General features: G+C 64.0%; 17 protein-coding genes. 6 read left to right on the top strand and 11 right to left on the bottom strand.

The features are described 5' to 3' along the window. The 11 genes from MKK64_RS26315 to MKK64_RS26365 form a co-directional block, all read right to left on the bottom strand. A partial coding sequence (locus tag MKK64_RS26315) for a glycosyl hydrolase (RefSeq protein ID WP_243938603.1) occupies nucleotides 1–1,608 on the bottom strand: 1,608 nt, incomplete at its 3' end. A gap of 254 nt (nucleotides 1,609–1,862) precedes the next feature. Further along, nucleotides 1,863–3,212 (bottom strand): HlyD family type I secretion periplasmic adaptor subunit, encoded by a 1,350-nt coding sequence (locus MKK64_RS26320; protein WP_147841595.1) that lies wholly within the window; start codon nucleotides 3,210–3,212, stop codon nucleotides 1,863–1,865. Then, nucleotides 3,209–4,960, bottom strand: a complete 1,752-nt coding sequence (locus MKK64_RS26325; protein ID WP_243938605.1) for a type I secretion system permease/ATPase — start codon at nucleotides 4,958–4,960, stop codon at nucleotides 3,209–3,211. The genes MKK64_RS26320 and MKK64_RS26325 overlap by 4 nt, the downstream gene beginning before the upstream one ends. A gap of 684 nt (nucleotides 4,961–5,644) precedes the next feature. Beyond that, entirely contained in the window at nucleotides 5,645–6,241 is a 597-nt protein-coding gene (locus tag MKK64_RS26330) for a hypothetical protein (RefSeq protein WP_243938607.1), read from the bottom strand. Nucleotides 6,242–7,186: 945 nt separating this feature from the next. Next, entirely contained in the window at nucleotides 7,187–8,128 is a 942-nt protein-coding gene (locus MKK64_RS26335; RefSeq protein WP_243938609.1) for a glycosyltransferase family 2 protein, read from the bottom strand. Nucleotides 8,129–8,180: 52 nt separating this feature from the next. Beyond that, nucleotides 8,181–9,176 (bottom strand): glycosyltransferase family 8 protein, encoded by a 996-nt coding sequence (locus MKK64_RS26340; RefSeq protein WP_243938611.1) that lies wholly within the window; start codon nucleotides 9,174–9,176, stop codon nucleotides 8,181–8,183. Next, nucleotides 9,173–10,039, bottom strand: a complete 867-nt coding sequence (locus MKK64_RS26345; RefSeq protein WP_243938612.1) for a glycosyltransferase — start codon at nucleotides 10,037–10,039, stop codon at nucleotides 9,173–9,175. Before MKK64_RS26345 ends, MKK64_RS26340 begins: the two co-directional genes overlap by 4 nt. 33 nt (nucleotides 10,040–10,072) lie before the next feature. Further along, on the bottom strand, nucleotides 10,073–11,533 hold the full coding sequence (locus MKK64_RS26350) for an oligosaccharide flippase family protein (protein WP_243938614.1): 1,461 nt from the start codon (nucleotides 11,531–11,533) through the stop codon (nucleotides 10,073–10,075). Then, the gene (locus MKK64_RS26355) at nucleotides 11,530–12,696 is read right to left on the bottom strand and encodes a glycoside hydrolase family 5 protein (RefSeq protein WP_243938617.1); all 1,167 of its coding nucleotides are present in this window, start codon (nucleotides 12,694–12,696) and stop codon (nucleotides 11,530–11,532) included. Before MKK64_RS26355 ends, MKK64_RS26350 begins: the two co-directional genes overlap by 4 nt. Beyond that, complete coding sequence (locus tag MKK64_RS26360; protein ID WP_243938619.1) at nucleotides 12,693–13,937, bottom strand: polysaccharide biosynthesis/export family protein; 1,245 nt, start codon at nucleotides 13,935–13,937, stop codon at nucleotides 12,693–12,695. The genes MKK64_RS26355 and MKK64_RS26360 overlap by 4 nt, the downstream gene beginning before the upstream one ends. A 263-nt stretch (nucleotides 13,938–14,200) precedes the next feature. Continuing rightward, entirely contained in the window at nucleotides 14,201–14,908 is a 708-nt protein-coding gene (locus tag MKK64_RS26365; RefSeq protein ID WP_243938620.1) for a sugar transferase, read from the bottom strand. Nucleotides 14,909–15,797: 889 nt separating this feature from the next. Between MKK64_RS26365 and MKK64_RS26370 the strand changes: the two genes are divergently transcribed. The 6 genes from MKK64_RS26370 to MKK64_RS26395 all read left to right on the top strand — a co-directional run. Beyond that, complete coding sequence (locus MKK64_RS26370) at nucleotides 15,798–16,841, top strand: Wzz/FepE/Etk N-terminal domain-containing protein (protein WP_243938622.1); 1,044 nt, start codon at nucleotides 15,798–15,800, stop codon at nucleotides 16,839–16,841. Between the two features lie 40 nt (nucleotides 16,842–16,881). Beyond that, a complete protein-coding gene (locus MKK64_RS26375; RefSeq protein WP_147841585.1) occupies nucleotides 16,882–17,628 on the top strand; it encodes a WecB/TagA/CpsF family glycosyltransferase in 747 nt (248 codons plus the stop codon). 135 nt (nucleotides 17,629–17,763) lie between these two features. Then, nucleotides 17,764–19,176 (top strand): O-antigen ligase family protein, encoded by a 1,413-nt coding sequence (locus MKK64_RS26380; RefSeq protein ID WP_243938624.1) that lies wholly within the window; start codon nucleotides 17,764–17,766, stop codon nucleotides 19,174–19,176. A gap of 483 nt (nucleotides 19,177–19,659) precedes the next feature. After that, nucleotides 19,660–20,019 carry a VanZ family protein gene (locus MKK64_RS26385; RefSeq protein WP_243938626.1) on the top strand — a complete coding sequence of 120 codons (360 nt, stop codon included), beginning with the start codon at nucleotides 19,660–19,662 and terminating at the stop codon, nucleotides 20,017–20,019. An 819-nt stretch (nucleotides 20,020–20,838) separates the two neighbouring features. Next, nucleotides 20,839–21,081, top strand: coding sequence for a hypothetical protein (locus MKK64_RS26390; RefSeq protein WP_147841582.1), 243 nt, complete (start codon nucleotides 20,839–20,841; stop codon nucleotides 21,079–21,081). A 1,206-nt stretch (nucleotides 21,082–22,287) separates the two neighbouring features. Next, on the top strand, nucleotides 22,288–24,818 hold a 2,531-nt coding region (locus MKK64_RS26395; protein ID WP_243938628.1), incomplete at its 3' end, for an SdrD B-like domain-containing protein.

Consider the following 24,818-nt stretch of genomic DNA (forward strand, 5'->3'; position numbering starts at 1 on the left):
GTTGCCGGTCAGGGTCAGGTCCTCGGTCTGGCCCGCCGCGTGCGAAGCGTTCGTCGTCAGGGTACCACCGACCTGCTGCCCGTCGACGAGCACCGCGAAATGCGGCGTGCCGTTCCAGGCGTCGCCCGACACACGCAGAACAAGTGTGTCGGAGGGCGTCGGGGCATAGTTGATCGTGGTTCCGCCCGCGCCGTCGGACGAAGCCTGAAATGTCTGGCCCGCATAGTCGCCGGTTAGATGGAGGATTGCGAGCGACGCTCCGGTCGCGGCGTCCGTGACCGACAGGGTGCCGGTGGCTTGATCGAACGCCACGGCGGCGTTCTGCCCGACGCTGCGCAGATCGATGGTATCCCCCGCCCCGAAGTTCGCGATGGTGTTCGCCAACCGATGATCCGCATCGAGTGCGGCCCGGTCGACGATGAGGGTCTGGGCGCCGTCCGTGAAGGTGATCGCTCCGCTTCCCGCAGATCCGGCAACGGCCAGCTCGACCGCGCCGGCAAGGAGGATTGTGCCGCCCGAGTAGCTGTTAATATGTCCCAGGATCAACGTCCCGCCGCCGTCCTTCTCGACTTGGCCCGGCGCGGCGCTGGCTTGGTCAACAACGGCGCCCGATAGCGTGACGACGTGACCGCTCTCCACCGCGAAAGTCGGGTCTCCAGCTAACGTGATGGTGCTCTCGACGAGATGATCGCCGCTGAAATGGATCACGCTTCCCGCCGGATACGCCCACGTCGCCGACGGATCGAGGTAGTCCGTGTCGATGGTCAGGGGCGCGGCGCCGAAGGCGCTCAGGTAAGCCGCCGCCGCTCCGGGATGCTGGCCGGAATCGAGCTGCCCGGCGAAACCGGCATCGTTGGAATCCCAGTAATTTCCGTAGACCATGTGGTGGCTGGACATCCAGTCGGCCATCGCCTTGACGAAGGGCGCGGAATCGTCGGTTTGAACGCCCCATTCGGAGATTGCGGTCGGTTTGCCGTGCGCCGCGGCGAAGTCCTGCTGCCATTGAAGGCCGTAGGGTTCCACAACCTTGTCCTGAAAGGCCTTCGCGGGATCCGCCGAATTGTAGGCCTTGTTGTAGTAGGTATCCATGCCGACCACGTCGACGTAATGGTCGCCGGGGTAAGCCTTGGCCGGATCGATCGTGCTGCCGCCTTCGTTCACGTCCCAAACAAACTTGAACTTGTCCGATACGCTGCGGAAGACGTCGACGACGTCCTGGAACGTCTTGATGAACGCCGCCTCGTGCCCCTGCGCAGCCCAAGGCATCCAGGTGCCGTTGAACTCCCATCCGAGACGAACGTAGATGTTGCCGTCCTTGCTCGGGACCGCCTGTGCGAGCGCGTTCGCCGCAGCCTGGAAATAGCTGTCGTACGCTCCGGTCGCGACCTGCTCCAGCGAGGTGCCCCAGACCGTCAGCGGAACCGACCAGATGCTTGCTACGCCGGCGCCCTGCCAGCGCTGGACCTGCCACGGAACCGAACTCGCGAACCCCGACCAGCTGTCGTTGTTGATGTAATTCAGCACGTTGTCGGGCGGCTGTCCGGCCCATTGCGTATAGGTCCCAACCTTGCTCGGGTCCTGGCCCTCGTAGATTCCGATCTGTACCATCTGACCAACTCATGCCCTGCCTCTCAAGAGGTCGCATGAAGATCTGAATACGAAGTTTCCACTTCACGTTTTCTCGCTTGCTACCGCAAGTGTTACTCGAACGGAAAATGAAAAGTTACTTGATTCGATTTGATACGATGGATGTTTGACGGGACCGAGAGCGATCCGGCCCGTACCGCCACGTCGCCGGGACGAAGAGGGGGCCGGACGGATCATGGAACGGCATCCGCGCCGCGGGGCGCGCGGTCAGGCCGTCAGCGTTCGCGCCAAGCCCTCCTCACTTGATCGCTCAGCGGCCGGACGAGGTAGGACAACGCGGACCGGGCGCCGATGAGCAGATACGCCTCGACCGGCATGCCCGGAACGAGGCGCAGGCCGGCGAGGCGTCTGCCCTGGTCGCCGGCGATGGTGATCCGCGCGGTGAAGTAGTTCTGACCGTTGCTCCTGTCCTGACTCACGTCGGCGGAAACCCGCGTCACGATGCCGTCGAGCTCGGGGGTGGTGCGCTGATCGAAGGCCTGCAGTCGCACGCGCGCCGGCTGATTCCTGCGGACGCTGTCGATGTCCTGCGGGCGGATCCGCACTTCAATCACCAGCGCGTCGGCTTCCGGCACGACCAGCATCGCCGGTTCCGTCGCCGAGACCAGGCCGCCGACGGTGTGCAAGCTCATCTGATGGATCACGCCGTCCTGCGGCGCGCGCAGGACGACGCGCTTCATCTGGTCCTCGGCGGAGACGCGCTTCTCGACGAGTTCCGACCATTTCCCGCGTATCTCGGCGAGCTCCTTGCCGGCGTCGGCACGCATGTCGACCACCACCTGCAGAACCTGCAGCGACGTTTCGGCGATCTTGCCCCGTACGCTGGCTATGGAAGCCAGATACTGACCGCGCTCTCCCTCCAGGCGAGCGGCATCGCGATCGAGAGCCGTTACGCGAGAGAGGGGCACCAACCCCTTGTCGTAGAGCGCACGCAGTCCTCCGAGCTCCCTCTGGATCAGGGTCATCTCATGCGCTTTCGCCTGCGCCTGAATGGAAAGGCCGGCGATCTCCTCGCGCAACTGCGCGACGTGTTCGCCGAGCTGAGCCTGCTTGCCTTCGCGGCTAGCCATGCGTGCGGCAAAGAGTCGGCGCTCGCCCTCGAGCAGCGTGGCGATACGCTCGTCGCGGGCCTCACGGCCAAGAAGGTTGGACGGGAAGGTAATCGTGCGCGCGTCGTTGAGCTCGGCCTCGCCGCGCGCGCGACGCGCCTCCATCTCGTCCATCGTCTTCAGGGTGGTGTCGAGGACGGCTCGGGTCTGTGTCTCGTCCAGCCGCACGAGGGCGTCACCGGCACGAACGCGATCCCCGTCTCGCACGAGCAGTTCGGCCACCACGCCGCCTGTGGGATGCTGCACCTTCTTGACGTCCGACTCGACGACGAGTTGCCCTGGAGCGATCACGGCGCCATCGATGTCGGTAAGGCTCGCCCATCCACCAAGGCCGAGGACGACAGCCGCCGACAGCAGCCCTGCCGCCGCGAACTGACGGTGGATCGAGGCGCGCGTCAGCGCAGGTGCGTCCAATCTCGGGAGGCGGCGAGAGATCGCGAAGAGGGGCGCCATCATGCGGCTCCCCGCGACGCGAGGTCCGGCGTCATACGCCCGGCCACCGGCGCCGCATCCGGACGACGATCCGGGGGAACCGGACGGCCGGCGGCGACCAAGGCCGAACGCAGCATGTTCGTCGTCGGGCCGAAGGCCAGCATACGTCCCTCGCCCAGCATCAGCACGAGATCGACGGCTTCGAGGGCCGCCGGACGGTGCGCGACGACGACCACGACGCCGCCACGTGCCCGCACGCCGCGGATCGCGCCCGTCAGCGCTTGCTCTCCGTCCGCATCGAGGTTGGCGTTCGGTTCGTCGAGGACGACGAGGAACGGATCCGCGTAGAGTGCCCGGGCAAGCCCGATCCGCTGGCGCTGGCCGGCCGAAAGCCCGGCCCCTCCTTCGCCGAGCCTCGTGTCGTACCCTTCCGGGAGCCGTAGGATGTGTTCGTGCGCGCCCGCCGCCCGAGCGGCATGGATGATCTGCTCGGCGGTGGCTGCGGGGTCGAAGCGGGCGATGTTCTCGGACAAGGATCCCGGAAAGAGTTCGACCTCCTGGGGCATGTAGCCGATATGCCGGCCCAGAGCGTCCCTCGGCCACTGATCGATCGAGGCGTCGTCGAGCCGAATCCGCCCCCGTGCGGTCGGCCAGACGCCGACGAGGGCGCGGACCAGGCACGATTTGCCGGATGCGGAGGCGCCGATCACGCCGAGCGCCTGGCCGGCTTTTAGCTGGAACGTGACCTGCTGGACGATAGCGCTCGTCGTTCCCGGCACGACGACGGCCAGATCTTCGACTTGAAGGATGTGCCGCGGCGGTGGGAGGGCGAGACGTGCCGAAGGGGCGATGTCCCGCGCGAGCGCTCCCGACAGCCGATGCCAACTCTGGCGCGCCTGAACGAAGCTGCGCCACTGTCCGATGACCAACTCGACGGGGGCCAACGCGCGCGAGACCAAGATCGAGGATGCGATCATGACGCCACCGGTCGCCTGGCCGTCGATGACGAGCCAGGCGCCGAGCGCGAGCGCTCCGGATTGGAGAAGCATGCGCGTGACCTTGGATACGGCCCCAAGACCTCCTCCGACATCGGCAACATGCTGTTGCGCAGCGAGGTAATCGCCGTTGATGGCATTCCACCGGGCGGACAGGTGCGGTGTGATGCCCATGGCCGCGACCGCCTCGGCGTTGCGCCGGATGGCTTCCGACAGCGCGTGCCGACGCGCGGCATACGCGGTGGACCGACGGATGGGTCCCCGTGTCGCGAGTTCGCTCGCCACGGTCACGCAGGCAAGGGCGACCGCGCCGGCGACGGTGGCGAAGCCGATCAGCGGATGGAAGAGAAAGCAGATCGCGACGTAGATCGGCAGCCACGGCAGATCGAGCAGAGCCGCCGGCCCCCCGGCCGCCAGAAACGAGCGCACCACCTCGAGGTCGCGCAACGGCAGGCCGGCTTCTCCCGCCTGCACGCCACGGAGTGGAGCGCGTGCGCACACGGCAAACACGACAGGGTTCAGGGTCCCGTCCAGGATCGCACCGACCCGGACGAAGATCCGCGCCCGCAACGCCTCAAGTCCACCTTGTGCGATGTAGAGCGCCAGAGCGAGCGTCATCAGTCCGACCAACGTCGACAAGGATTGACTCGGCAGAACCCGATCGTAAACTTCGAGCATGAAGATAGAACCGGTCAAACAAAGAACGTTGATCAATCCGCTGATCGCAAAGATTCCGGCCAGCATGGGCCAGCTGACGATTTGAAACAGCTTCGGCATCCGAAGTATCCGATTCCGCAGCGAAGGCATTTTCGACCACGATACGGAAGCATTCCATCGTTAACAACGCATGAAAACATGCTGGCGATATATTATGCAGGCCGTGGCTCGACCCGTGAATGCTCGCCACATCGCCCCTCGGTCTAAAATCTTACTGCAGGATTTAGGGCGCATCGCAGGTTTCGCGGCGATGACCGACCATCGCCGAACGATCCGACGATCCTGAGCCCGCCCGGGGGACGGCACGCGTACGACGACGTTACGGACATCCCGCGACGTACCGATGCCTGCGAGCGTGTTGCGACGCGACGCGACGAGTTCGAGATCGACTTCGATCAGCTCGCATCGTCGAATTCTGGGCATCGTGTCGGCGTCAGTCGAACCGGCAGCCCAACATTCGCAACGCCGTCATCCGTGGATGCCAGCCGTGCCGAGGCACCGGGAACACGCAGATTTCGGACGCGGAGCAGGACCCGATCGCCCGTCGGGTCGCTGCGTGATGGGCGACAGGGTGGCCGTCGAGCGAACGCGATTGGCGTTCCGCCCGTGTCCAATCACGGCGACGCGTTGCTTCCGTCCGGCGGCGGCACGATCGAACGACAGATTGAAATCACACGGCGCGGCCGACTCGCCGTATGAGCGCAGCGCTGATCCCATCACGGCAAAGTCGCCGCCCGCCGGCTGTCAACGCTGGTCCGTGGATTCTCCCGAATCACGATTCGATTTCGCGCGTTCGGCGGCGATGCGTCGGTCGAGTTCCGAAACGACGCTCGCCTGCGAGGGAGCATTCCGTTGCCCCTGCGGCTTCACCCGTTTCGGAGACCCGACAACGAGGGAGAACGCGCGTCCGAACCAGCCAACCGCAAGCACGGTGGTCCGATACCCTGGATCGTCGATCCCGTTCCACGGGGAGCCGTCCGCTCTGCATCGGGGCTCATAGAAGGCCAGGAGCGGAAGCCACCCCCCGAAGAGGGGCCACTCGGGCAGCGCGCGACTCTGGTTCTCGGCCGCCGCCCGAACCGGATGGCCGATCCGCGGCAGGTCGGCTCGGCGGCTCCGCACCTTCTCGAGGATCCAGCCGGACAGGATATAGCTCAGTTGAAGGGCGACGAGGCCGACCGCCGCTTGACCCACTCCGCCTAGGAATGACGCCCCAGACCAGACCATGGCGCCGACATAGAGCGGCATGACCATGAGGCTCACGAGACTCAGAAAGATCCAGTTCAGGTACAGGCTCGCGATCGCCCCGCAGGCGATCATCAGGATCGGAAACAAACCCACAACCCCTGCCTCTCCCGACCGGTGAGTTTCGGCTCTAGGCCGACCGAGTCCCGCATGTCGCTCGCCGGGTCAGGACCCGATCCGCTACCTTGGCGACCCGATGATTAAGGCTTTCATAACACGAGCGTCGAGCGATTATAGATGTGTTTTTACGACGTCCGCTCGAGATTGTCACCCCGGTTGCAAATCCCATTTCGAACAGCAGCGTTTGAGATTCTAGCGAACGATAAAAATTCACGGACTTACCGTTATGGATATGATCTTGCGGAAAACGACCTCATAAAGATTGTTCACCCGGGTAATATGGTCTTTATTGTCATCTATAGATCTAGCAAATTCGGATTAAGGTCGACATACACGGAACGCAAGTTAAAAACCCCGCCGGCCCGGTCGATGAACGTATGCGGATCACCGCGCCGCCTATGTTCCACCGTTCATCGGTGACGACGCTCGGCTCGATGTCAGTCGTTATCGTTCGGCGTGATCGGGATGCTGGTTCCAAGCAGCGGTACCCAGATTCACAGATCCTCCCCGCAGGTACGGGGAGCGATCCCCGCACCTGCGACAGTGAGCCGAGGCTGGCATACGCAGGCGTTACCGAAGGCCTCCAAAGCCACCCCGACCGCGGGTGCCATGCCGGTTCGGCGGCGCGCAGATCCACAACGCTCCGCAGGCGGCGTGCCTCGACCGGCCCCTGCCCGATCCGGACCGTTCCTGATTTGCTCCGGAGCCAGCGCGCATCGGCGTGGTCGATGGCTCCGTTCTGTATGCAAGATTGGGATCGCGATCTGCAAGGCAGGCCGGTGTCTCTGCGCAGACTCCGATCGAAGCGCAACGCCGGGATGAATGTCCTCCCTGGGCAGCGCATCGCGGCGGGACGCCGTCACACTGGATTGCCGCCTTCGCTTGAAGTTTCTGCCGCCCGGATCATGCAGCGGACATCAGTCATCGAACCGTCGCAGGTGGGCCGCTGACCGCCGGTCGACGACGTGCGAGCCGGCGAGCGATCAAGCCGAACCCGATCTGCGCGATGGCCCGCCACAGGCGCAGCCGGGACGCTTCCATCGCGGTACGTCGCCAGTCGCGCCCGCGCAGCGCTGAGCGGAATTCGAGATACGCGAGACCGTCGAGGAGCGAGCGTCGGTATGCGGCAACGGCGGACCGGATCGAGGTCGTCATCGTGACCGCCCCCAACGCGGCGTCCTGGGACGCCAGCATCGCGTCGACATCCGTGCGGGTCAGACGTCGTGACAAAGAGCCGGCGACCATCCGGTACCGGTAGAGCGGCGCGGGAAGCACTGCCAGATCGGTGCCGGCCGCCAGGCAGCGCAGACACAGATCGAAATCTTCGCCGATCCGAAGACGTTCGTCGTATCGGATGCCGCGATCCGACAGGAACGTGCGTCGGAAGATCGGCTTGAGATAGCCGAGGTTGGTGTCGCCTCCCGTCAGGAGGTTTCGCCGCAGATAAGCCGCAACCGCGACGCGGAACGAAGGTCCAAGGGGGAGCATCGGCCAAGCCGTCTGGGGATCCGCATCGAGGAAACGCAAGAGATTGTCGGCGACGACGGCGCAGCCGCTCTGCTCCGCGAAGTCGATCAGAAGGCGGCTACGGTCCGGCTCGATGAGGTCATCGGCGTCGAGAATGCCGACCCACGTCCCGGCCGCGTGGGCAAGCGCAAGATTGCGAGCGGCCGCCGGCCCGCCGCTCACGCTCCGACGGAGCAGCGTCACCCGCGGATCGCGGATCGCGAAGGCGGCGACCCGGGCGGCAGTGTCGTCCCGCGACGCGTCGTCGACGACGACGACCTCGACCGCAACGTCCTCTTGCGCAAGCGCGGAGGTCAGAGCCGCTTCGATCCACGCTCCCGCATCGTGTGCGGCCATTAGGTAGGATATCGACCGTATCCCGTGGGCGCCGACACGCATGGCAGTCACGTCATCCTCCGGCACGCGCGCGATACATCATTGCGGCGGCCTCCGGTTTCAGCAGCCGACGAAACGCCCGAAAGATCGACGGGAAGTGCCAGCGCAGACGCGTCTTCACGGCATCGAGACGTTCTTTTGCGCTGCGAGCGGGCGGAGCGTCCAGGAGCGAACCGAGCCCGGCGGTGCGGGCCGCGGCGAAGAAGTCGCGACTGTAATGGACGCGATGCGCGGCGTTCCAAGGCTTCTGAGACGTCGTGTAGTGGATGAGATAGGGGTCCGCGCGCAGGGCGGCGTAGGCCGCCGAGGTCAGCCCCAGGAAGCCGGCCGGAACGTCGGCGCAACGTGGCTGGAAATTCCAGCCGAGGTCGAGGAATCGGACGCGACCGCGCAACACGACGTTGAGCGCATCCTGGTCCATCCAGGGCAGGTCACGGCCAGTCGCGCCGAGGTAGGCCAGGACGCGCGCCTCGCATGCCTCCGCGCGCCAAGCGTGCATGTTGATGAGGAGCACCCCGGAATTGAAATAAGGCTCGTCGGCCGCGAAACCGATGGCTTCGGAATCGAGGCGAAAATGGTCCTGCACCGCTGCCAGGACATACCCTTCGAGGGGCGTCGTCCAAAGGCCGCGCAAGTCGGAACGGACGACGGTGTCGGCGTCGAGATACAGGACGCGCCCATGTCGACGATCGATGAATCGATCCAGCACGATGCGCGTATAGATGCTGGCGCTGAACTGCCGCGTGACGGGCAAATCCGCGAACAGGCCTTCCTCTAGGTCGGCGTAGCGGATCGTGCACGATCCGTGGCGGGCGGCCAGCCGAGCAAATATCGCCTCGGAGGCGGCCGGATCACGGTCGAAGCCCGCGACATATACCTCGAACGCCGTCGTCGGATTGTGTTCCAGGATCGAGCCCAGCGTCACGCCGGCTTGGCGCAGGTAAGCCCTATCGATGCAGAACAGGATGCAGATCGGATCACCTGCGGCCGTCGCCTTCCGGATCGTCATGCCGTGCCTCGAGCGGGGGCGAGGTCGCGCTTGGCTCCGAAGGCCCGAGCCCCGTCGGCGAGTGCCTGCCGGTAGCCGGCCAGGCTCATCTTGCCGCTGGCGGTGAAATACAGGCCGACGAAGATTTTGCGGAAGCATTCGAGGGTGAGGGCGGGACTGCTGCGGGCGTGATAGGCCAGCACGATCAGCGCGCCGCGGAAGTAGCGCGCGGCGGAGATGCGATCGGGAACCGGGTGCCCGACCAGCGGCCGGTCGATCAATCCCGCCTCTCGCGCACGCAGGTAGGCCCGGATGACGTAGTCGGTATCCTCGCCGCCTCCGGACGCGGTCCCGAGGCCGAGCTCCGGATCGAACCTTCCGATCGCGGCGGTCAGAGCTCCTCGGAAAAACATGTTGTTCGAAGTGGCCAGCCGGACGGCCTGATGGGCGGCCAAAGGCGTGACCGACCCAGCATCGAAGCCGTTCGGATCGGGATCGAGGGAGACGCGGCAGACGAGCACGCCGAGGCGGGCGTTCTTGTCGAACAGATCGGCCAGGCACTGCAGAAAGCCGTCCGCGAACCAGCAGTCGTCGTCAGGAAATCCGACGACGTCACCGTCCTGAGGCGTAGCCTCCGCGACCGCATCGGCCATCATCCGGTTGCGAGCGGCCGAGATGGACATGCGTCCCGGCACCGCGTCGATGCGGCAGCAGGCTGGCGCGGCCGCACGCCAATGCATGCGGTCGGCCTCCGTCGCGTTCTGCAACAGGACGTAGTGGCGGATCTCCAGGTCATCGGCCTGCCGCACCGAGGCCAGCAGCCGCTCGAAGTCCAGGCGCCTCGGCCCGCGAACGTCGGTCGTCGTGAAAAGGATTACGGCCATCAGATTGTCTGAGCTCCCGGTTGTGGCGCCTGTTCACGCATGACGAAGGGCCCCCGGACCGATGCCGAACCGCGGCACCATGGCGCCGTAGATCGCCGCCGACAGGAGAAGCGCCGCGGAACACGCAGCCAGCCAGCGCCCGAAACTCAGCTCCGGCACCAAGATCGTCAGAGTTGCCAAAGCCGCGAGAAGCAGGAGCGGAGTGCCGATCGCGAGCCACCCTGCCGACCGTGTGAACGCCTGTTCGCGGATCGCGATGCGCCCGAAGACGAGAAGGGCCACGAACTCCGCCGCCGTGAGGCCCGCGAGGAACAACTCGACGTCGTGGCGCCAGACGAGCAGTGCGGCACCGGGGATGACCGAGAGGGCCGAGAGGATCGAGCCGAACGCGACGAGGCGGGTGTTTCCCACGGCGTAAGCCGCCGGGACGGGGAGCAGCATGAGGAACTTCACGCACAGGCTGAGACCCGCGAGGCACATGAAGAGGCGCGACGGGCGGTAGGTCTCTCCGAAGACGAAGGCTAGGACATGGTCCCCGAGCAGGCTGAGTCCGAGCCCGTAAGCGAAGGCGAGACAGGAGAGGCACCAGGCCCAGGTGTCGTAGAGCGCGGACGTATCGGCGTCGCCCTCGCGATGCCGTACGAAAAGCGGCAGAAAGGCGCTCGTGAGGAATTTGGCCAGAACCGTCCGCGGAAGCTGCGCGGTGCCGTAGGCGACGTTGTAGAGGGCGAGGAGACCAGGGCCGAGAACGCTGCCCACGAGCAGCCGATCCGACAGATTGAGTGAAACCGCGACGCCGTTCACAAGAAGCGGCCGCCCGAACACACTCGCCTCGCGCGCGGCCTCCCGGTTCCAGTGGAGGCGGTAGGGCTGCGGCGACAACACGTGCGACAGCGCCACCGTCGTGACCGCCGTGGCCAGCATACCCCAGAGCATGCAGGAGAACCCACCGCTCAGCGCGGCGACCGCGACCGTGACCGCCAGCCCGGCGACCTGAGCCGCCGTGACGACGATGGCCTCTCGCCAGAAGACGAAGGCACGCATCGCAGCCTTCACCCCGAAGTTCTCGAACCCGCGGACGAAAACGATCAAGCCGAGAAGCGCGTAGACCGGCGCGGAATCGGAAGCGTGGAACGCTGCGGCGATCCAAGGGGACGCCGCAATCAGAACGACCGCGAGGAGCGAGGCGCGAAACAGCGCGAGGCCCTGCAGCGTGCCCATCATCGCCGTCTCCGCGTCCCGCCCCGCGGACTTGGCCAAAGGATCCACCCCCGCATCCTTGCGGACGGCGAAGATGGGAAGGCCGAAATCTGTCAGGACCTCCAGCATGCCGATGACGATGGAAAGCGAGATCGCGAGGCCGAACTCCGCTGGCGCGATCAGATGCGCGAGCGCGACGTTGCGGGCGAACGGTAGTACCGCCTCCAGCATGTTCGCGGCCAGGAGCGGCGCGCTCCGTCCCAGACCGCCCATTTGCAGCCGTAGCTTTTTCACGACGCGCCGACTCCCAGGGCATCGAGCATCGCAGCATCGATCGCGCCGCGACCCGCACCCGGACTACGGAAGCCGAACGAATCGGAATCGTCCCACAGCGCCCAGCCCCAGCCGCGCTGTTCGTAGGCACGCCGCGAGGCCCGCACCCACGCGATCCGTGCCGCGACAGGCGCTGTCTTGGCGTAGACGCCGAACTCTCCGACATAGATCGGAACGTCACCGTGCGACCGAGCCCAATGCGAAAGCCGATCGTACTGCACTTCCAGCGCGGACGCGGTGAAGCTGCCGTCGGCGATCTGGTCGTGCAGGAATCCGCGGGCGCGCGGGTCGGACGTTGCTGCGGAGGCCGCTTCCGCCTGGCCTCGATCCAACGGCCAGCCCAGGCCGGCAATCGAACGCGCGACGTCCCAGGTCCAGGTCGCCCCCTGATGCGTGAACAGAAGCGGCGCGTAGCAGTGCACGGTGTAGACGACTGCGCCATCGTCATAGGGCGTATGGGCAACCAGATCGTCGATCCCGCTCCAGCCGCCGCCGTTGGCGATCACGGGCCCTTTCGCGCCCGCGCTGCGGATTGCCTCCAGCGCCCGCGCTTGAAGCGTCCACCACGCTGGGCCGGCAAGCGGCTCGGGCTCGTTGAGAATTTCCAGAACCGCACCGATCGGATGCGCAGCGACCGCGCCCGCGAGCTTCGACCAGCGCGCGACGAAGGTCGCGGCTCCGGCGGGCGTCTGAAGCGGATTCTTCGAAGCGCCCACGGGATGCATGTCGACGACGACCGCGAGGCCGGCCCGCGCGATCATGTCCAGAGCCCTTCCAAGCGCTTCGAGCACCGGCTCGACGAACTGAGGTTCGCCGTCGCCGGATCGAAACAGGGCATCTGGTTCGACGCCGAGGCGGACATGGGTGAATCCGGCTCCGGAGAGAAGGCGGAGATCGTCCGAGGTGACGAAGGTCTTGAGGTGGCTCGCGCCGTAGCCCTCGAAGCTTTGGGCGAACCAGTGCGAGAGGTTGACGCCCCGTGCGAGCTTCCCGAGGCCGTCCGGCGCTGAGGCCGACACCGCGCCGGAGAAGCCGATGCCGGCCACGGCCGCGAACCCGCCGATCGTCCGGACGACGCTGCGTCGGCTCGGCATGCCCGCGCCCGGCGCGGACCGCACCGTCACTGCGTGATCTCCGGGACCTCTGTGTGAAGAGCGACGTCGACGGTGTCGCCGGGAACCACCGGGGTGTCCTCGCTGGCCGCCTCGGTGCCGCCGCCGTTCGCCGCAGCGTGGACGATGCGGATCGCCGGTGTCGCGCCGCCACCCCGACTGAGCTGCGAGCGGATGACGCCGGTGTAGGTGATCTTCTCGCTCACGCTCTGGAGCTTGGAACGGACCTCACCCAGTTCGACCGTCGCCTGCTCGGTCTGAGCAAGGATTTCGGAGCGGGACGTCTCGTCGAGACGCGCCACCTTGCGCCGGGCGTCGTCCCGCTCGCGGATGGTGTTCACGAGCTGGACGCCGGTCTGGAGCGATTGGGTCGCTGAGAACAGGAACAGGCGCCGCGCCTCGGACAGGCGGGTCATGGGAAGGTTGCCGCGCTCCGAGAATTCCTTGAGCTTGTTGTAATCTGCGGTATCGACCTGGACGTTCTCATCGTCCTTCACTTGCCGAGCCCGAAGCATCGCGATCTGATCGTCGGCGGTTTTCACGGCACCCGTGAGGAACGCGGACTCCGCGATGAAGCGCTCGTTCGCGACCGCGAGCTGGGTCCGCGCGTTTGCCCGCAGTGACTCGAGAACGGCCTTTGGCAGAGGCGCCTGCGTCTGTGCGTCCAGAGCCGCATCCTGCTCCTTGTCGCGCGGAGCGTTCTGATTCTTGAGCCGCCAGATCTTCGCTTGCAGCTTCACGTACTGCATCCAGAGAACCTGATAGTCGTTCCGCAGGTCGGCGGATTCAAGAAACGGGTTGTTCATGCGAAAACGCATGATCTCGTACCCTCCCGCCAGCGCCACAGCCTGCCGAACGGTCATCCCGGGCCGAAACACCTGCTCACCAGGTTTGGTTACGTCACCGTTCACGTAAACCGGTCGATATTCGGCGATCGTCACCATCACCATGTCCGGCCCAATAGCCGTGATGCTGTCGCGTCCATCGGACATGCGCTGCTGGTAGAGCTTGCGCGACAATTGATCCTTGATCAGCGTCTGGGCCGCGGAAAGGCCAAGCCCGGCGACCTTGACCGGACGCGTCATGGGCACGGCCACCGCGCCGTCCGGGTTCACTACGCTGCGCTGCTTCAAGTCGGGAAGACCCGCAACCGCGATCTCGACGGTGTCGCCCGGCTGGATGAGATACTCCGCATGGGCGTACACGGTCAGGCCACCCGACACGATCGCCGCCGCAAGGCCGAGAGCCGACATCCGACCGAAGATTGCTATCGGAGCTGCGTTAGAATTCATGGCGTGGTCCTGTTTCCGAAGCTTGCAACGTCGAAGTCGACGACGAACCCGTGCGACATCTGACAGGGGAACCGGAAGGTCGGACGGGCCCTGCGGTTCCTGGTCCTGCGTGACCGCTCCGTATCGGGCGATGACCGCAGGTCGAAGATGGATGTGGGCTCCGGTCCGATGAAGGAGCACATTCGCAATCCGGGACGAACCGTCGCCCGTTTCCGCGGCGGGTATCAATAGGCGCTGGAGCTGAACATCATCTCGCGGACCGTCGCGGCGATGACCTTGATATCCTGCCGTAGATTAGCGGTCTGGATGTAGTTCAGGTCGAACTCGATCCGCCGCGCCATATCCGAAATCTGCGGAGTCTCGCCGCGGGCGCCGCTGACTTGGGCCAGCCCGGACAAACCCGGCTTCGTGAAGAACCGCTCGTTGTAGCGGGGGATGCGTGATGCATAGAACGCATCGTGCGAGGTGGCGTGCGGACGCGGTCCGATCAGCGACATGTCGCCCTGGAGGACATTCACGAGCTGCGGCAGCTCATCGATACTGGTGCGACGGATGAAGCGCCCGATCGTGGTGATACGTGCGTCGTCGCGGGTTGCCTGGACCACGAGGGTGTCCGACGCTTCGACCGCCTTCATCGAGCGAAACTTATAGATGACGAACGGCTTCCCTCCCGCGCCGCACCGGGTCTGGCGAAACAGGATTGGCCCCTTCGAGGTCGCACGGATGATCAAGGCGACCATCAATAGTAGCGGAAGCAACCCCAGCAGCAAGGCACCCGCCAGCGACACGTCGAGCAAGCGCTTGCGGCGAGAAAGTAGATAGCCGCTCGGTTCGTCCGTGCGGATGGCCGGAGCCGTTGGATCGGTCGAACGGACCGATGAGGGAAAGCCGAGCGGCCGAACGACGGTGAGGACAGCGCGCCGGCTCGTCACCGTCGACTCACGTGACGTCTGACTTGTAAACGCACGATCGACCATTGGCGAACCCACTTAAAAATTTGTTAACGCCCTTAAACTGCGAGTTTATGAACGCTCGTCAAGGAGGCTCCGCTAGTAAAGATGGCTGCACTTAGCTTCTGTTGATGAAATTTTAACCAAAAAAAAGGGGAACGGTCTCGCCGCTAGGAAAGAGATCTGAACGGTGGGCGCTTACAAGGACCTCTGCGAGAAATATATTTCTTCAAGGATTGATCTCATCTGTAATGATTTTGGTTTCTGCGTGCCCTACGAGACGCAGCGAGCCATCTGTCCAGCGGGCCGCATGCGTAGGGATCGCCTTCGCACCGCACCAATTGTGCGCCCGAGTACGCCACGAAATCGTAGAGCGACGATCGGTCGTGCCTGATCCCCGTCCGAAGGGTACTTCAGATCGTCCGAACTGGGTGTAGACACCACCACAGTGCAAACTCAAGCGGTGAGCATTGGTGTAAGCAGACGATAAGATAGGGCGATTTAGAGATATAATTCTTTGATTTGTATCGGTGATTGAAGTTGGGCGTCATCACGAAACCGTGAGTGGCGCCGTTTGCGCCATCCGAGACGGCCGATGTCGAAATATCTTTTTTGATGCACAAATTTTTTGCGTGCGCTGCAACATAAGCCGCGATAGCCTAAGTTGTCGCCGTAATACCGGAGTCGCTCAGGTTATATCCTTACTCATCATGTTTACCTTTCAGCATAGCGAACGACCTCGTTGCAGGACGGCTGTCGGTCGACTGATGGAGTGCAGGATCACCGTGCGATCACGGGACTGCGGATCGATGAGCGTCGGTCCTCGACCGTTAGGAAGGGCATTTGACGTTATGCCAGGGAGTAGATGACGATGGGTTACTATTCCCGGCAGGATGCCGTGGTCCGAACCTTCGGCCCCGACCCGGCTCCAGCGCGCCCTCAGCCGGAGGGCCCGGATTTTCTAGCGGCACTGCTAAACATTCGGCGGAACTGGCGCTCGCTTGTGTTGCCGGCAGCGGTGACCGTGCTGATCGCGATTGCTTACCTAGTCTTGGCGACGCCGCAGTTCACGTCGACGGGCTTGATCCTGATCGATACAAAGAACAGCGCTGCTATGCGATCGAACGTGCCGCCGGCGATCGATGCGAACGTCGAATCCGCCAATATCGAAAGTCAGGTCGAACTCCTGAAATCGGAGCGGATCCTGCGCCGGGTGGTCGAGAGTGAGAAGCTCGTCGGCGATCCTGCGCTGCGGGACGGGCCCGTGTCCCGTGCCGTGGGTGCCATCACCGGGACCATCGCCTTCTGGAAGCACCCCGTTGCCAAGCAGCCGGACGATGAGATCACCGCCGCGGCGCGTACCCTGCAGAAACTGACCTCGGTCCGCCGGATTGGCCTTACCTATGCGGTCGAGGTGGCGGCAACGATGCCCGATCCGGCCCAGGCCGCGCGCGTCGCGAATGCCTACGCCGCAGCCTTCATTGCCGACCAGATGGAGTTGCGTGAGGAGATGGCGCGGCGCTCCAGCAAGCTGCTGCAGGCCCGCACCGACGAGTTGCAAGCGAAGGCACAGCTCGCCGAGCGGGCCGTGGAGGAGTTGAAGTTCTCCGGCTCGCTTGAAGGCGAGAACTCGGCTTCGGCGCGCGTGACGCTGAAGAAGTTTGAGAGTTCCGCGCAGGCCTATCGCGTTCTTCACGACAAGTTCCTCGAGCGGTACGCCGAGACCTGGCAGCAGCAGTTCCTGTCGCTCCCGGACGCTCAAGTCGCGAGCGCGGCCTACCCGCCGCAATCGAAGAGCGCTCCTAGGAGTGCGGTGGTCCTCGCGATCGCCTTGTTCATCGGCCTCGCCCTTGGACTGCTGCGCATCTTCATGACCGGTCGCGGCGATTTTTCCCTCCGCCGAGTCGGAGCGTGATCGTCGACGCTCCGCAATTTCTCACCGCAGGATCACCCCAATGCTGACCGTGACGGACATCCTCGGCGTTCGCGTCCAATCCGGAAAGGTACGCGATGTCGTCGCCCATATCGACAATCGCGTGATGCATCGTTCGACGACACGGGTAGCTTTCCTGAACGCCAACCTGTCCAACGAATGTTCCCGACGCCCCACCATGCGTGAGCGCCTCGGCGACTTCCTGGTTCTCAACGACGGCGTCGGGGTCGATATCGCACGCCGCGTCCTGCATGGGACGGTGTTCGAGGAGAACTTGAACGGCACCGACTTCGTGACGTCCTATCTCGACAGCACGGATCACGACCTGCGGATCTTCCTTCTCGGAGCGCGCGGCGACGTGATCGAGCGGACCGCTGAGAAAATGGGACAGCGTTGGCCCCGGCACACCGTCGTCGGACGGCATCACGGTTATCTTAGAGAATCCGACGAGCCTTCGATCCTCGCAACCATCGCGTCGGCACGGGCCGATCTCATCTTGGTTGGAATGGGCAACCCTCGCCAGGAAAGCTGGATCGCCGCGCATGTTCCCGAGGTCTGCCCCTGCGGGATAGCGGTTGGCGCGTGGTTCGACTTCTTCGCGGAGGCGGTGCCGCGGGCACCGGCGTGGATCCGCAGCGCACGCCTCGAATGGGTCTACCGCCTCTGTCTCGAACCACGCCGCCTGGCCCGCCGCTACCTTATCGGCAACGTCGTCTTCCTGTCCCGCCTTGCGGCCGCCAAGGTCCGCGGCGACCTCAAGACGACGTGAGGCCGGACCGATGCAGCCCAGGTGGGAGGGGACCAAGTCGATCGCGGCCGCATGGTCGGTCTTCGACGAAAGTCCGGCCGGATACGTAAGTCCCGGACCAACGGAAAACACTCCGATGACCGCGATATCTGCGTAATGGATGCCGCACCGACATACGCCAATCGCTTCGCCAGTGCGGCGGCGACCGTCGCGCTGGCGTTTTGCGTCGCCGCCGTTGTCGCAACGCTCGTCTTCGCATGGAGCGACAAGGACCCAGTCCCCCTCGGCTTGCTCATTGCGGCCGGAATGTTGCCGCTCCTGCTGTTTGCCGGGGTGCGTACGCTGGTGTGGGACTGGCGCTACGCGTTCGCCGCGGGGATTCTGATCGTCGTCCTGCAATCGGCGACCCTGCGCACCCGAGAGATCGACGACAAGTCCATCGACTTCCAGATCCTGATCAAGCTCGGTTGCCTGGGATTGATGGGCGCATTGACCCTGTCGGCCTTAATCGTGCGCCGCCTTCCGTTGGTCACTGCAGAAGTCGTGCCGTGGACCGTGTTCCTCGGCTTCACCGTCTTGAACAGCGTCCATGCGGTTCAACCCGCCATGTCGATGGTCGAAACCCTGTCGAACCTCGTGGCGTTCTTGTTCCTCTACGCCTTCGTCCGCATCGCGGGTCCGCAACGCTTGGTCGACGCCCTGATCGTCGCTTGCTTCCTGCTGTGCTGCCTTTCCATCGCCGCATACGTCTTGGACCCGCAACTCGGTAGAATGAGCGACTGGACGAACGGCGCGTTCGAGCCGACGGGGCGCCTGCAGGGGGTCTTTGGAACGGCCAATTCGGCCGGCGCGTCGGCCGGCATCGGCATCCTCCTGATGGTGCTCGCGTCGAAGATCTCGTTCCGCCGGCCGATGTTCTTCGTCCTCGTGGCGCCGATGGCGTTCTGCCTGCTGGCCAGCAACAACCGCATGTCTCTGATCGCCGTGGCGATCGGACTGTTCTATGTTTATCTCTCGCGCGGAAACGTCGGTCTGAAGCTGACCGTCGCTGCGATCATCGGCGGCTTCTTCTTGCTGGTCATGACCGGTTTCAGCGACCAGATCCTCTCCAGCGTCGCACGATCGGGATCGGCGGACGAGATCACGAGCGGCACCGGACGAAGCCGGATCTGGGCGGTGGTTCTCGATCTATGGACCGAACAACCGCTGTTCGGCTACGGAGGCGGCTCGGCGAAATTCATCCTTCCCGTTCATCCGCTGCTGTTCAAGGCGGCCGCCCACGCGCACGACCTGTACCTGAACGTCCTCTTCGCCGACGGGGCCGTCGGTTTCCTGATGTTCGGCACAGCCCTGGTCTCGACCCTGCGACGCAGCGCAGGCGACCGGGCGCACATCCTCCTCGCCATGCTCATCTTTTATCTCGTCTACGGGATCACCGAGCCCATGATCGGCGGTCTTGTCGCCTTCATCCCGCTCACGTTCTATGCCGTGTTGGTCCTGGTGGCGGTCGCCCCCGACCAGTTTCGGCACCGATCGACGATCCGCGCGTACACGCCATTCAAGCTTTGAGTGCCGCGCAAAGGACCCACGCGTGCGGTCCGGCCCCCTTGCGGGCCGGGTCGGACCGTCTTTCTCGGGGCAAGCAGCACACCGAGCGAGCTTCCCTGCGCAGGGCCCTCGGACGGTCCGCCCGCCAGGTCCGCCCGCCTTCGACATCCCCGGGAAGGAGGATGTGGTCCTCTTGGCCGGGTCGGGATAACCGGCGAACGCATTCAGTGCATCCGAGCTCGCTTATCGATCAGGTTTTCCGCCGGGCTTCCAGCGTTTCGCCAGCGCACCGTCATGGCCGAAGGCATTGGGAACCCGGCGCAGGACGTCGACCGTCGATCAGCGTCAGGGCGGTCGAACGCAGGGCTCTGGCGTTCGAGCGGCAGGGCCGTCGCAACGCACGCAGCGCCGCCGCCGCTCGGTGTCTCCGTGGATCCGGCGGCCAATTGAAGGGCCGACCGCCGTTTCCTCTGCCGTTCCGCCAAAGCGACCGGATTTCCTCCCATGACCACAGCTTCGCGCATCCTCGGATGGTCACTCCTGGTGGGCGTGATCGTCGCGACCCTCGCGCCGATCGGCCTTCGCCCCGTAACCGACGCCCCGGCGGCCCTCGAACGCTTCGGGGCCTACGCCGCAGTCAGCTTCCTGTTCGCCTTCGGATATCCCCATCGCCGCTGGCAGATTCTCGTGATCCTATCGGTCGTCGCCGGCGCCATGGAGGCGCTCCAGATGGTCGAGGCGACGCGCCACGGCCGTTTCGAAGACGTCGCGGTGAAGATCGCCGGATGCTGGGTCGGAGTCACGGCCGCCTTCGCCCTCGCGTTGGCCCCCGGGAGGATGGTGGAGGACGAGATGCCTCGATAGGGGCGGCGTGCGTGAGCGCGTTTCCCGACCCTTCGGCGGTCGAACGCTCAGCCCCGCTGCGATTTGTGCCATGGCTGCGCACCGTGCGGGTATCCCCCGTTGGGCGGCCCGCAGGGTCGCGATCACCGCTCGTCCGGTGTCACCACGATTCCGGGAGGACGACCGGATTGATCGTCCATCGCACACCTTGGCAGTACGGAACCATGCCCATGCTCCGGCTTCTTCGATTCCTTCGCAGTTGGTTGCTGATGTCCGTTCCGTTGGGCATCGCCGTCGGAAAAATCCTTCAAGCGAACAGGCGAGCGTCGTTCCCATCTCCGGGCCGTGCACCGGACCCGCATGCCGGACCAGCCCCGCCGGAGCTGCCGTCACCGCCCCCGCGCTTACCCTGATCCGGCGATGACTTCCCGCCGGGGCGGACGAAGAGCAGACATCACGTCTTGCCGAGCCTTCTCTATCCCGCTCTGTGCCGCGCAATGCACCCACCTCGCGCTGCACCGACGATCGTTCGCGCCTCCCTCCGAACAGCGCGGAGCGCTCTGCGCTGGTCCGCAACCAGTACTACCGTGGTGCGATGACGTCCGCTCAAACGGCGACGATCGACCGTGATCGTGTGCGACGCGTGGGCAACCCGATCCGCGACGAGCATCCGGCCGCGTCGATGCTTGCCGAGCGGCCGCTTTGGACGGTGTCCTATGCGTCCACATACTGGCCGCACCTTTGTCGTGGAGCGATCGATCGTGATCTATTTACAGACTTGGACTGATAGTTGCGTGTTGCATCGCACCCTATCTTCTGTGCAATGCGGGGCGTGACATCATGCTCGGACTGGTGAGGCAGATAGCCTTCAGCATAGCGGAACTCGAGGCTATGGCGGATCAGCAAGCGGCGCTCGCCGACGATCTGGATACCGACAGCGCGGCGGATGCCATACGCCAAGTCGCACAGCATCATCGACGGCGGGCCGATGAACTCCGTTCCGAGCTGGCATCCCTGGGCTCGGAATTCGCAGCCGAGAGCACGCCAACGCCGGCGGCCAGCCTCGGTGCGTGTGCGCGATGAGGGTGCGCGTCGCCCCCCAACGATCCGATCGGCGGAATTTGAACTCGCGGATCGCCAATTTAGGATCGGCTTCGAAGCATGCCCCTCCTTCAACTCTGTTAAATCACCGCGATGGTGGCCAAAATACTTTGAGAGATGGGCTCACGCCCGGCGCCGATCGTGACCTTACTGGAAACTCGGATTTTCGCACTGCGTCATAAAATTAGGCACGGATCGGCCAAGGTCATGTTTCGACGCCGATCCACATGCAGTGAAACGCGACGCGCGAGAGTTCATCGCTGAGCGCTTCCAGCCGCCCTTGGCATTGTACGCAGGATCGTGTCCATTCGGTGTGCGCGTGAAGCTGAAGCGCATGCGCTGACAATGGCTTAGCTGTTCTATCGGGTTGAGAATTTGCTGGGTCATAACCCTGGCGTTACAATTCCACCTATCTCCAATCCTAACCTCCAGTTAACCACCCCCCGAACAAAAGCGTGACCACTCCGCTTTGGCAAATGCTTGGGCACGCCCGATAAAATTGAAAAAACCCAATAAAAAAATCAAAGTCCGGTATCGGCCCCCCCTTCCGCCACTTCAGTCCCAAGCTGGGCATGCCGATCTCCCGCTAGAAACGGCGGTGAGCGTGCGAAGCGACTCTCCCTTCGATCTCATGATGCGAGCTTCGGCCTCTCGGACCTCCACCCGCTGGGCGAAGGCGCGCAGGTGATCCCGCCGATAGCCGCCGCCGAGGCGGATACGCTGCCGCGCCAACGTCGGCGAACCGGCGCGCGGTGGCAGGCGTCACCGCCCGATTGCCGGAGCTTTCGAGCATGGCCTGCGCCCGCTCGGCATCGACTTGCGCCTGGTCGCGAAGCGCCTTCGATCCGGTGATGCGGTCTCACCCGCCCGACTTCGTCAGAGCGCCGACGACCTTGGCCGCCGCGCCATGGCCCTGCGCGGCCTCACGCCCTGAGAGGCCATCTGTGCGCGTGGTCCGCCGAGCCCGGCCCCTTCAGGTCGAACCCCCTCCACCGAATGCCGGGACCAGACACGCCATCGGTTTCATCCTGCGCCGGCGCGATCATCATGCTTCAGGGCGGACCACTCGCAAGGGGCCCGATTATGTCACCTGCGGGTCTTGCACGATATTGCAATGTGTATTTATCCCTTTCCGGAGCGGCGATTCGAGGACGCCGTGAAATTCTAAGAAAAAATACGTAAGGACCGATGACCGCGAGCGCAAAGATCTCTGGGATCGCTTTTGCCGACCCGAACGCCAACGGCATCAAGGATACAGGCGAAGCTGCCGTCTCAGGCCTTGTCGTTGATCTCCTCGACAGCACCGGGAATCGGATCGCCACGCAGACGACGTCGGCGAGCGTAGCTTACGTCTTCGACGGTCTCGACGATGGGATTTACAGCCTCCAGTTCAAACCTTTGATCGCTCAGGTGACATCCGGGCCGTTCCTCAGGGGAACTGTCGGTGATTTTGAGTTGCGAACAGGATATACGTCAGTTGATAATATATCCGCATATCAGAATGCGACGACCATCTTCAACGAAGGCATGAACTCCACCGCGGCTTTCCGCGGCGTCGTTTTCGTCGATGCAAATGGAAATGGGAAATATGATGCGGGGGAGGCGTCGCTCAGCGGTGCTGTCGTTACTCTGCGTGATAGCAATGGATCCGTGGTCGACACGACAACGAGCAGTCATCACGACTACAGCAACGCGACGCTCGATGGCGTTTTCAGCTTTGCGGGCCTGAAGCCGGGAACCTACTCATACTCCGTGGCGCCGACTGGCGGCACCGCGACGAATGCGTTCTCCTCGCAGTCCATTGTCTTGGCTGTAGGTGCCAATACGGGGTCGAGAAATCTAGCACTTTCGGGAAGCCCGGACCATATCATCATCGGCGGAACTATCTACAGCGACAGCAATGGCGACGGGCTTCTGAGCGCCGGAGAGACGGGAATTCGCCAAGCAAGCGTGGCGCTTTTCGACTCGAGCGGCCACGCTTTGCTCACCACGACTTCGGACTCGAGCGGCCATTATAGTTTTGGCAGCGTAACCGCCGGTTCATACACTGTCGTCGTCGCATCGCCGGATGGGCTTAAGAGTTCTTCTCCTCGACCTCTCACAACGAGCATGACCACGGATGGGTTGAACAAGGGTTTCGTTCCCGATGCCGATGTGGCCAAGACCGGCGATGTGCCTGCATCGTCGACTATCAACGTTGTCATACGGGGGCAATCCAACGCGCGCTATATCACAACAAATGGTCTGATGCCGGTCATCAAAGAGGACATCGAACATCTGCTAGGATTTGACGGCATTAGTCACAAGGTCAATATCGTCGGGGATTGGAACAACTCCGATGGATCCAACACGGAATGGGGCGGGACCGGTCTAACGACCAACTGGCTGACGGCGAACGGCGGGGATTATACGAAAGGGTGGACTGCCAACGTCCAGGAGCTCGGGCTGCTGAGCGCTCTCGGAAAGTTGAGCGCTGCAGACCGCGCCAATTCCACCGCAATAGTCTGGTTGCATAACGAGAACGACAGCCTGAATTCAGGTCTTACGACCGACCTGTGGGAAAGTGCTGTCCGTTACGAAGCGGGTCTCGTCCGCGCCACGCTCGGGCAGGATGCGGGTACGACGCCCTATCTCTTCGTCAACGCGATCCCTTTTCAAGGAGCTATAAAGAACCAGGATATCCGCGTCGGCCAAACACGGCTCACCGAAGACTCGAAATTCAATGCAGCGTTCGCGGTTAGTCAATCCAGTGACGTCGATATGGACGTCAATCTGGATGTGACAAAACCTGTATTGCCTGGAAGCCTTCATGGCAATCAGGCCGATAGCGCGCAGTGGGCTCATCGCATCGCGCTCGGCGTCGCCGAAGAATTTCGAGCGTCTGCGCTGTCGGGCTCGCCGCTCGCCCTGGCCGGTGGAAACATCGACGATGCCGGGCCACAGGTTGTTTTTGCGAATGCCGTTTACGGACATTCTCGGCAACTCGTGCTGACGTTCCAATTCGACGCTGCATCCGGTTTGCTTCCGCTGAGTTCCAGCGCGCGCCTCGGTGCAGGCTGGAGCCTGCGCGCCGATTACACCGACGCTTCCCCCGATGCGGTTGCGGTTCAGGCGGATCTATTGGGGAACAACAAGCTTTTGTTGACCTTCGATCATGAGGTGGTGGCTGGAGAAAAGCTGTTTTATGGCTGGGGCGGCGATCGTATCGCTCTGACGAACCTTCCAGGCATCGGTGCGGCTGTCTACGACGACCAAAACATGCCCGCTTGGGTCGACGCCCGTGGCCTCTCTGTCGTCTCCGATTTCACATCCCCAATCCTGACCCTCGGCGCGCGGCCGCCCGCTCAGGTCGAGGCGACCTCCGCGGCCGGTGCGCCGGTCGTCTTCGCGGCCACGTCCACCGATGCGGTCGACGGAGCCGATCCGGTGGTGTTCAGGGAGGGCCAAGCCGTCGTCGTGTCCGGCCAGACCTTCGGCCTCGGTGCGCACACGGTCGGCGCGTCCGCGACCGGTCGTGCCGGCAACGGCGCGGTGCCGTTCTGGTTCGAGTTTTCCGTGGCCGACACCACGCGCCCCAACCTGACGCTCGGCGTGCAACCGTCCGCGCAGGTCGAGGCGACCTCCGCGGACGGGGCGCCGGTCGATTTCGCTGCCGCGTCCACCGATGCCGTCGACGGAATCGATACGGTGGTGTTCCAGTCAGCACACGCCGTGCTCGG

It is taken from the genome of Methylobacterium sp. E-025 (assembly GCF_022829705.1).
Classification (GTDB): Bacteria; Pseudomonadota; Alphaproteobacteria; order Rhizobiales; family Beijerinckiaceae; genus Methylobacterium.

Excerpts from the sequence above, each read along its gene's own strand:
- MKK64_RS26345 (WP_243938612.1), bottom strand. The coding sequence starts at position 10,039 with ATGGCCGTAATCCTTTTCACGACGACCGACGTTCGCGGGCCGAGGCGC.
- MKK64_RS26325 (WP_243938605.1), bottom strand. The coding sequence starts at position 4,960 with ATGCCGAAGCTGTTTCAAATCGTCAGCTGGCCCATGCTGGCCGGAATC.
- MKK64_RS26360 (WP_243938619.1), bottom strand. The coding sequence starts at position 13,937 with ATGTCGGCTCTCGGCCTTGCGGCGGCGATCGTGTCGGGTGGCCTGACC.
- MKK64_RS26340 (WP_243938611.1), bottom strand. The coding sequence starts at position 9,176 with ATGACGATCCGGAAGGCGACGGCCGCAGGTGATCCGATCTGCATCCTG.
- MKK64_RS26370 (WP_243938622.1), top strand. The coding sequence starts at position 15,798 with ATGGGTTACTATTCCCGGCAGGATGCCGTGGTCCGAACCTTCGGCCCC.
- MKK64_RS26335 (WP_243938609.1), bottom strand. The coding sequence starts at position 8,128 with ATGGCCGCACACGATGCGGGAGCGTGGATCGAAGCGGCTCTGACCTCC.
- MKK64_RS26375 (WP_147841585.1), top strand. The coding sequence starts at position 16,882 with ATGCTGACCGTGACGGACATCCTCGGCGTTCGCGTCCAATCCGGAAAG.
- MKK64_RS26320 (WP_147841595.1), bottom strand. The coding sequence starts at position 3,212 with ATGATGGCGCCCCTCTTCGCGATCTCTCGCCGCCTCCCGAGATTGGAC.
- MKK64_RS26390 (WP_147841582.1), top strand. The coding sequence starts at position 20,839 with ATGCTCGGACTGGTGAGGCAGATAGCCTTCAGCATAGCGGAACTCGAG.
- MKK64_RS26385 (WP_243938626.1), top strand. The coding sequence starts at position 19,660 with ATGACCACAGCTTCGCGCATCCTCGGATGGTCACTCCTGGTGGGCGTG.
- MKK64_RS26380 (WP_243938624.1), top strand. The coding sequence starts at position 17,764 with ATGGATGCCGCACCGACATACGCCAATCGCTTCGCCAGTGCGGCGGCG.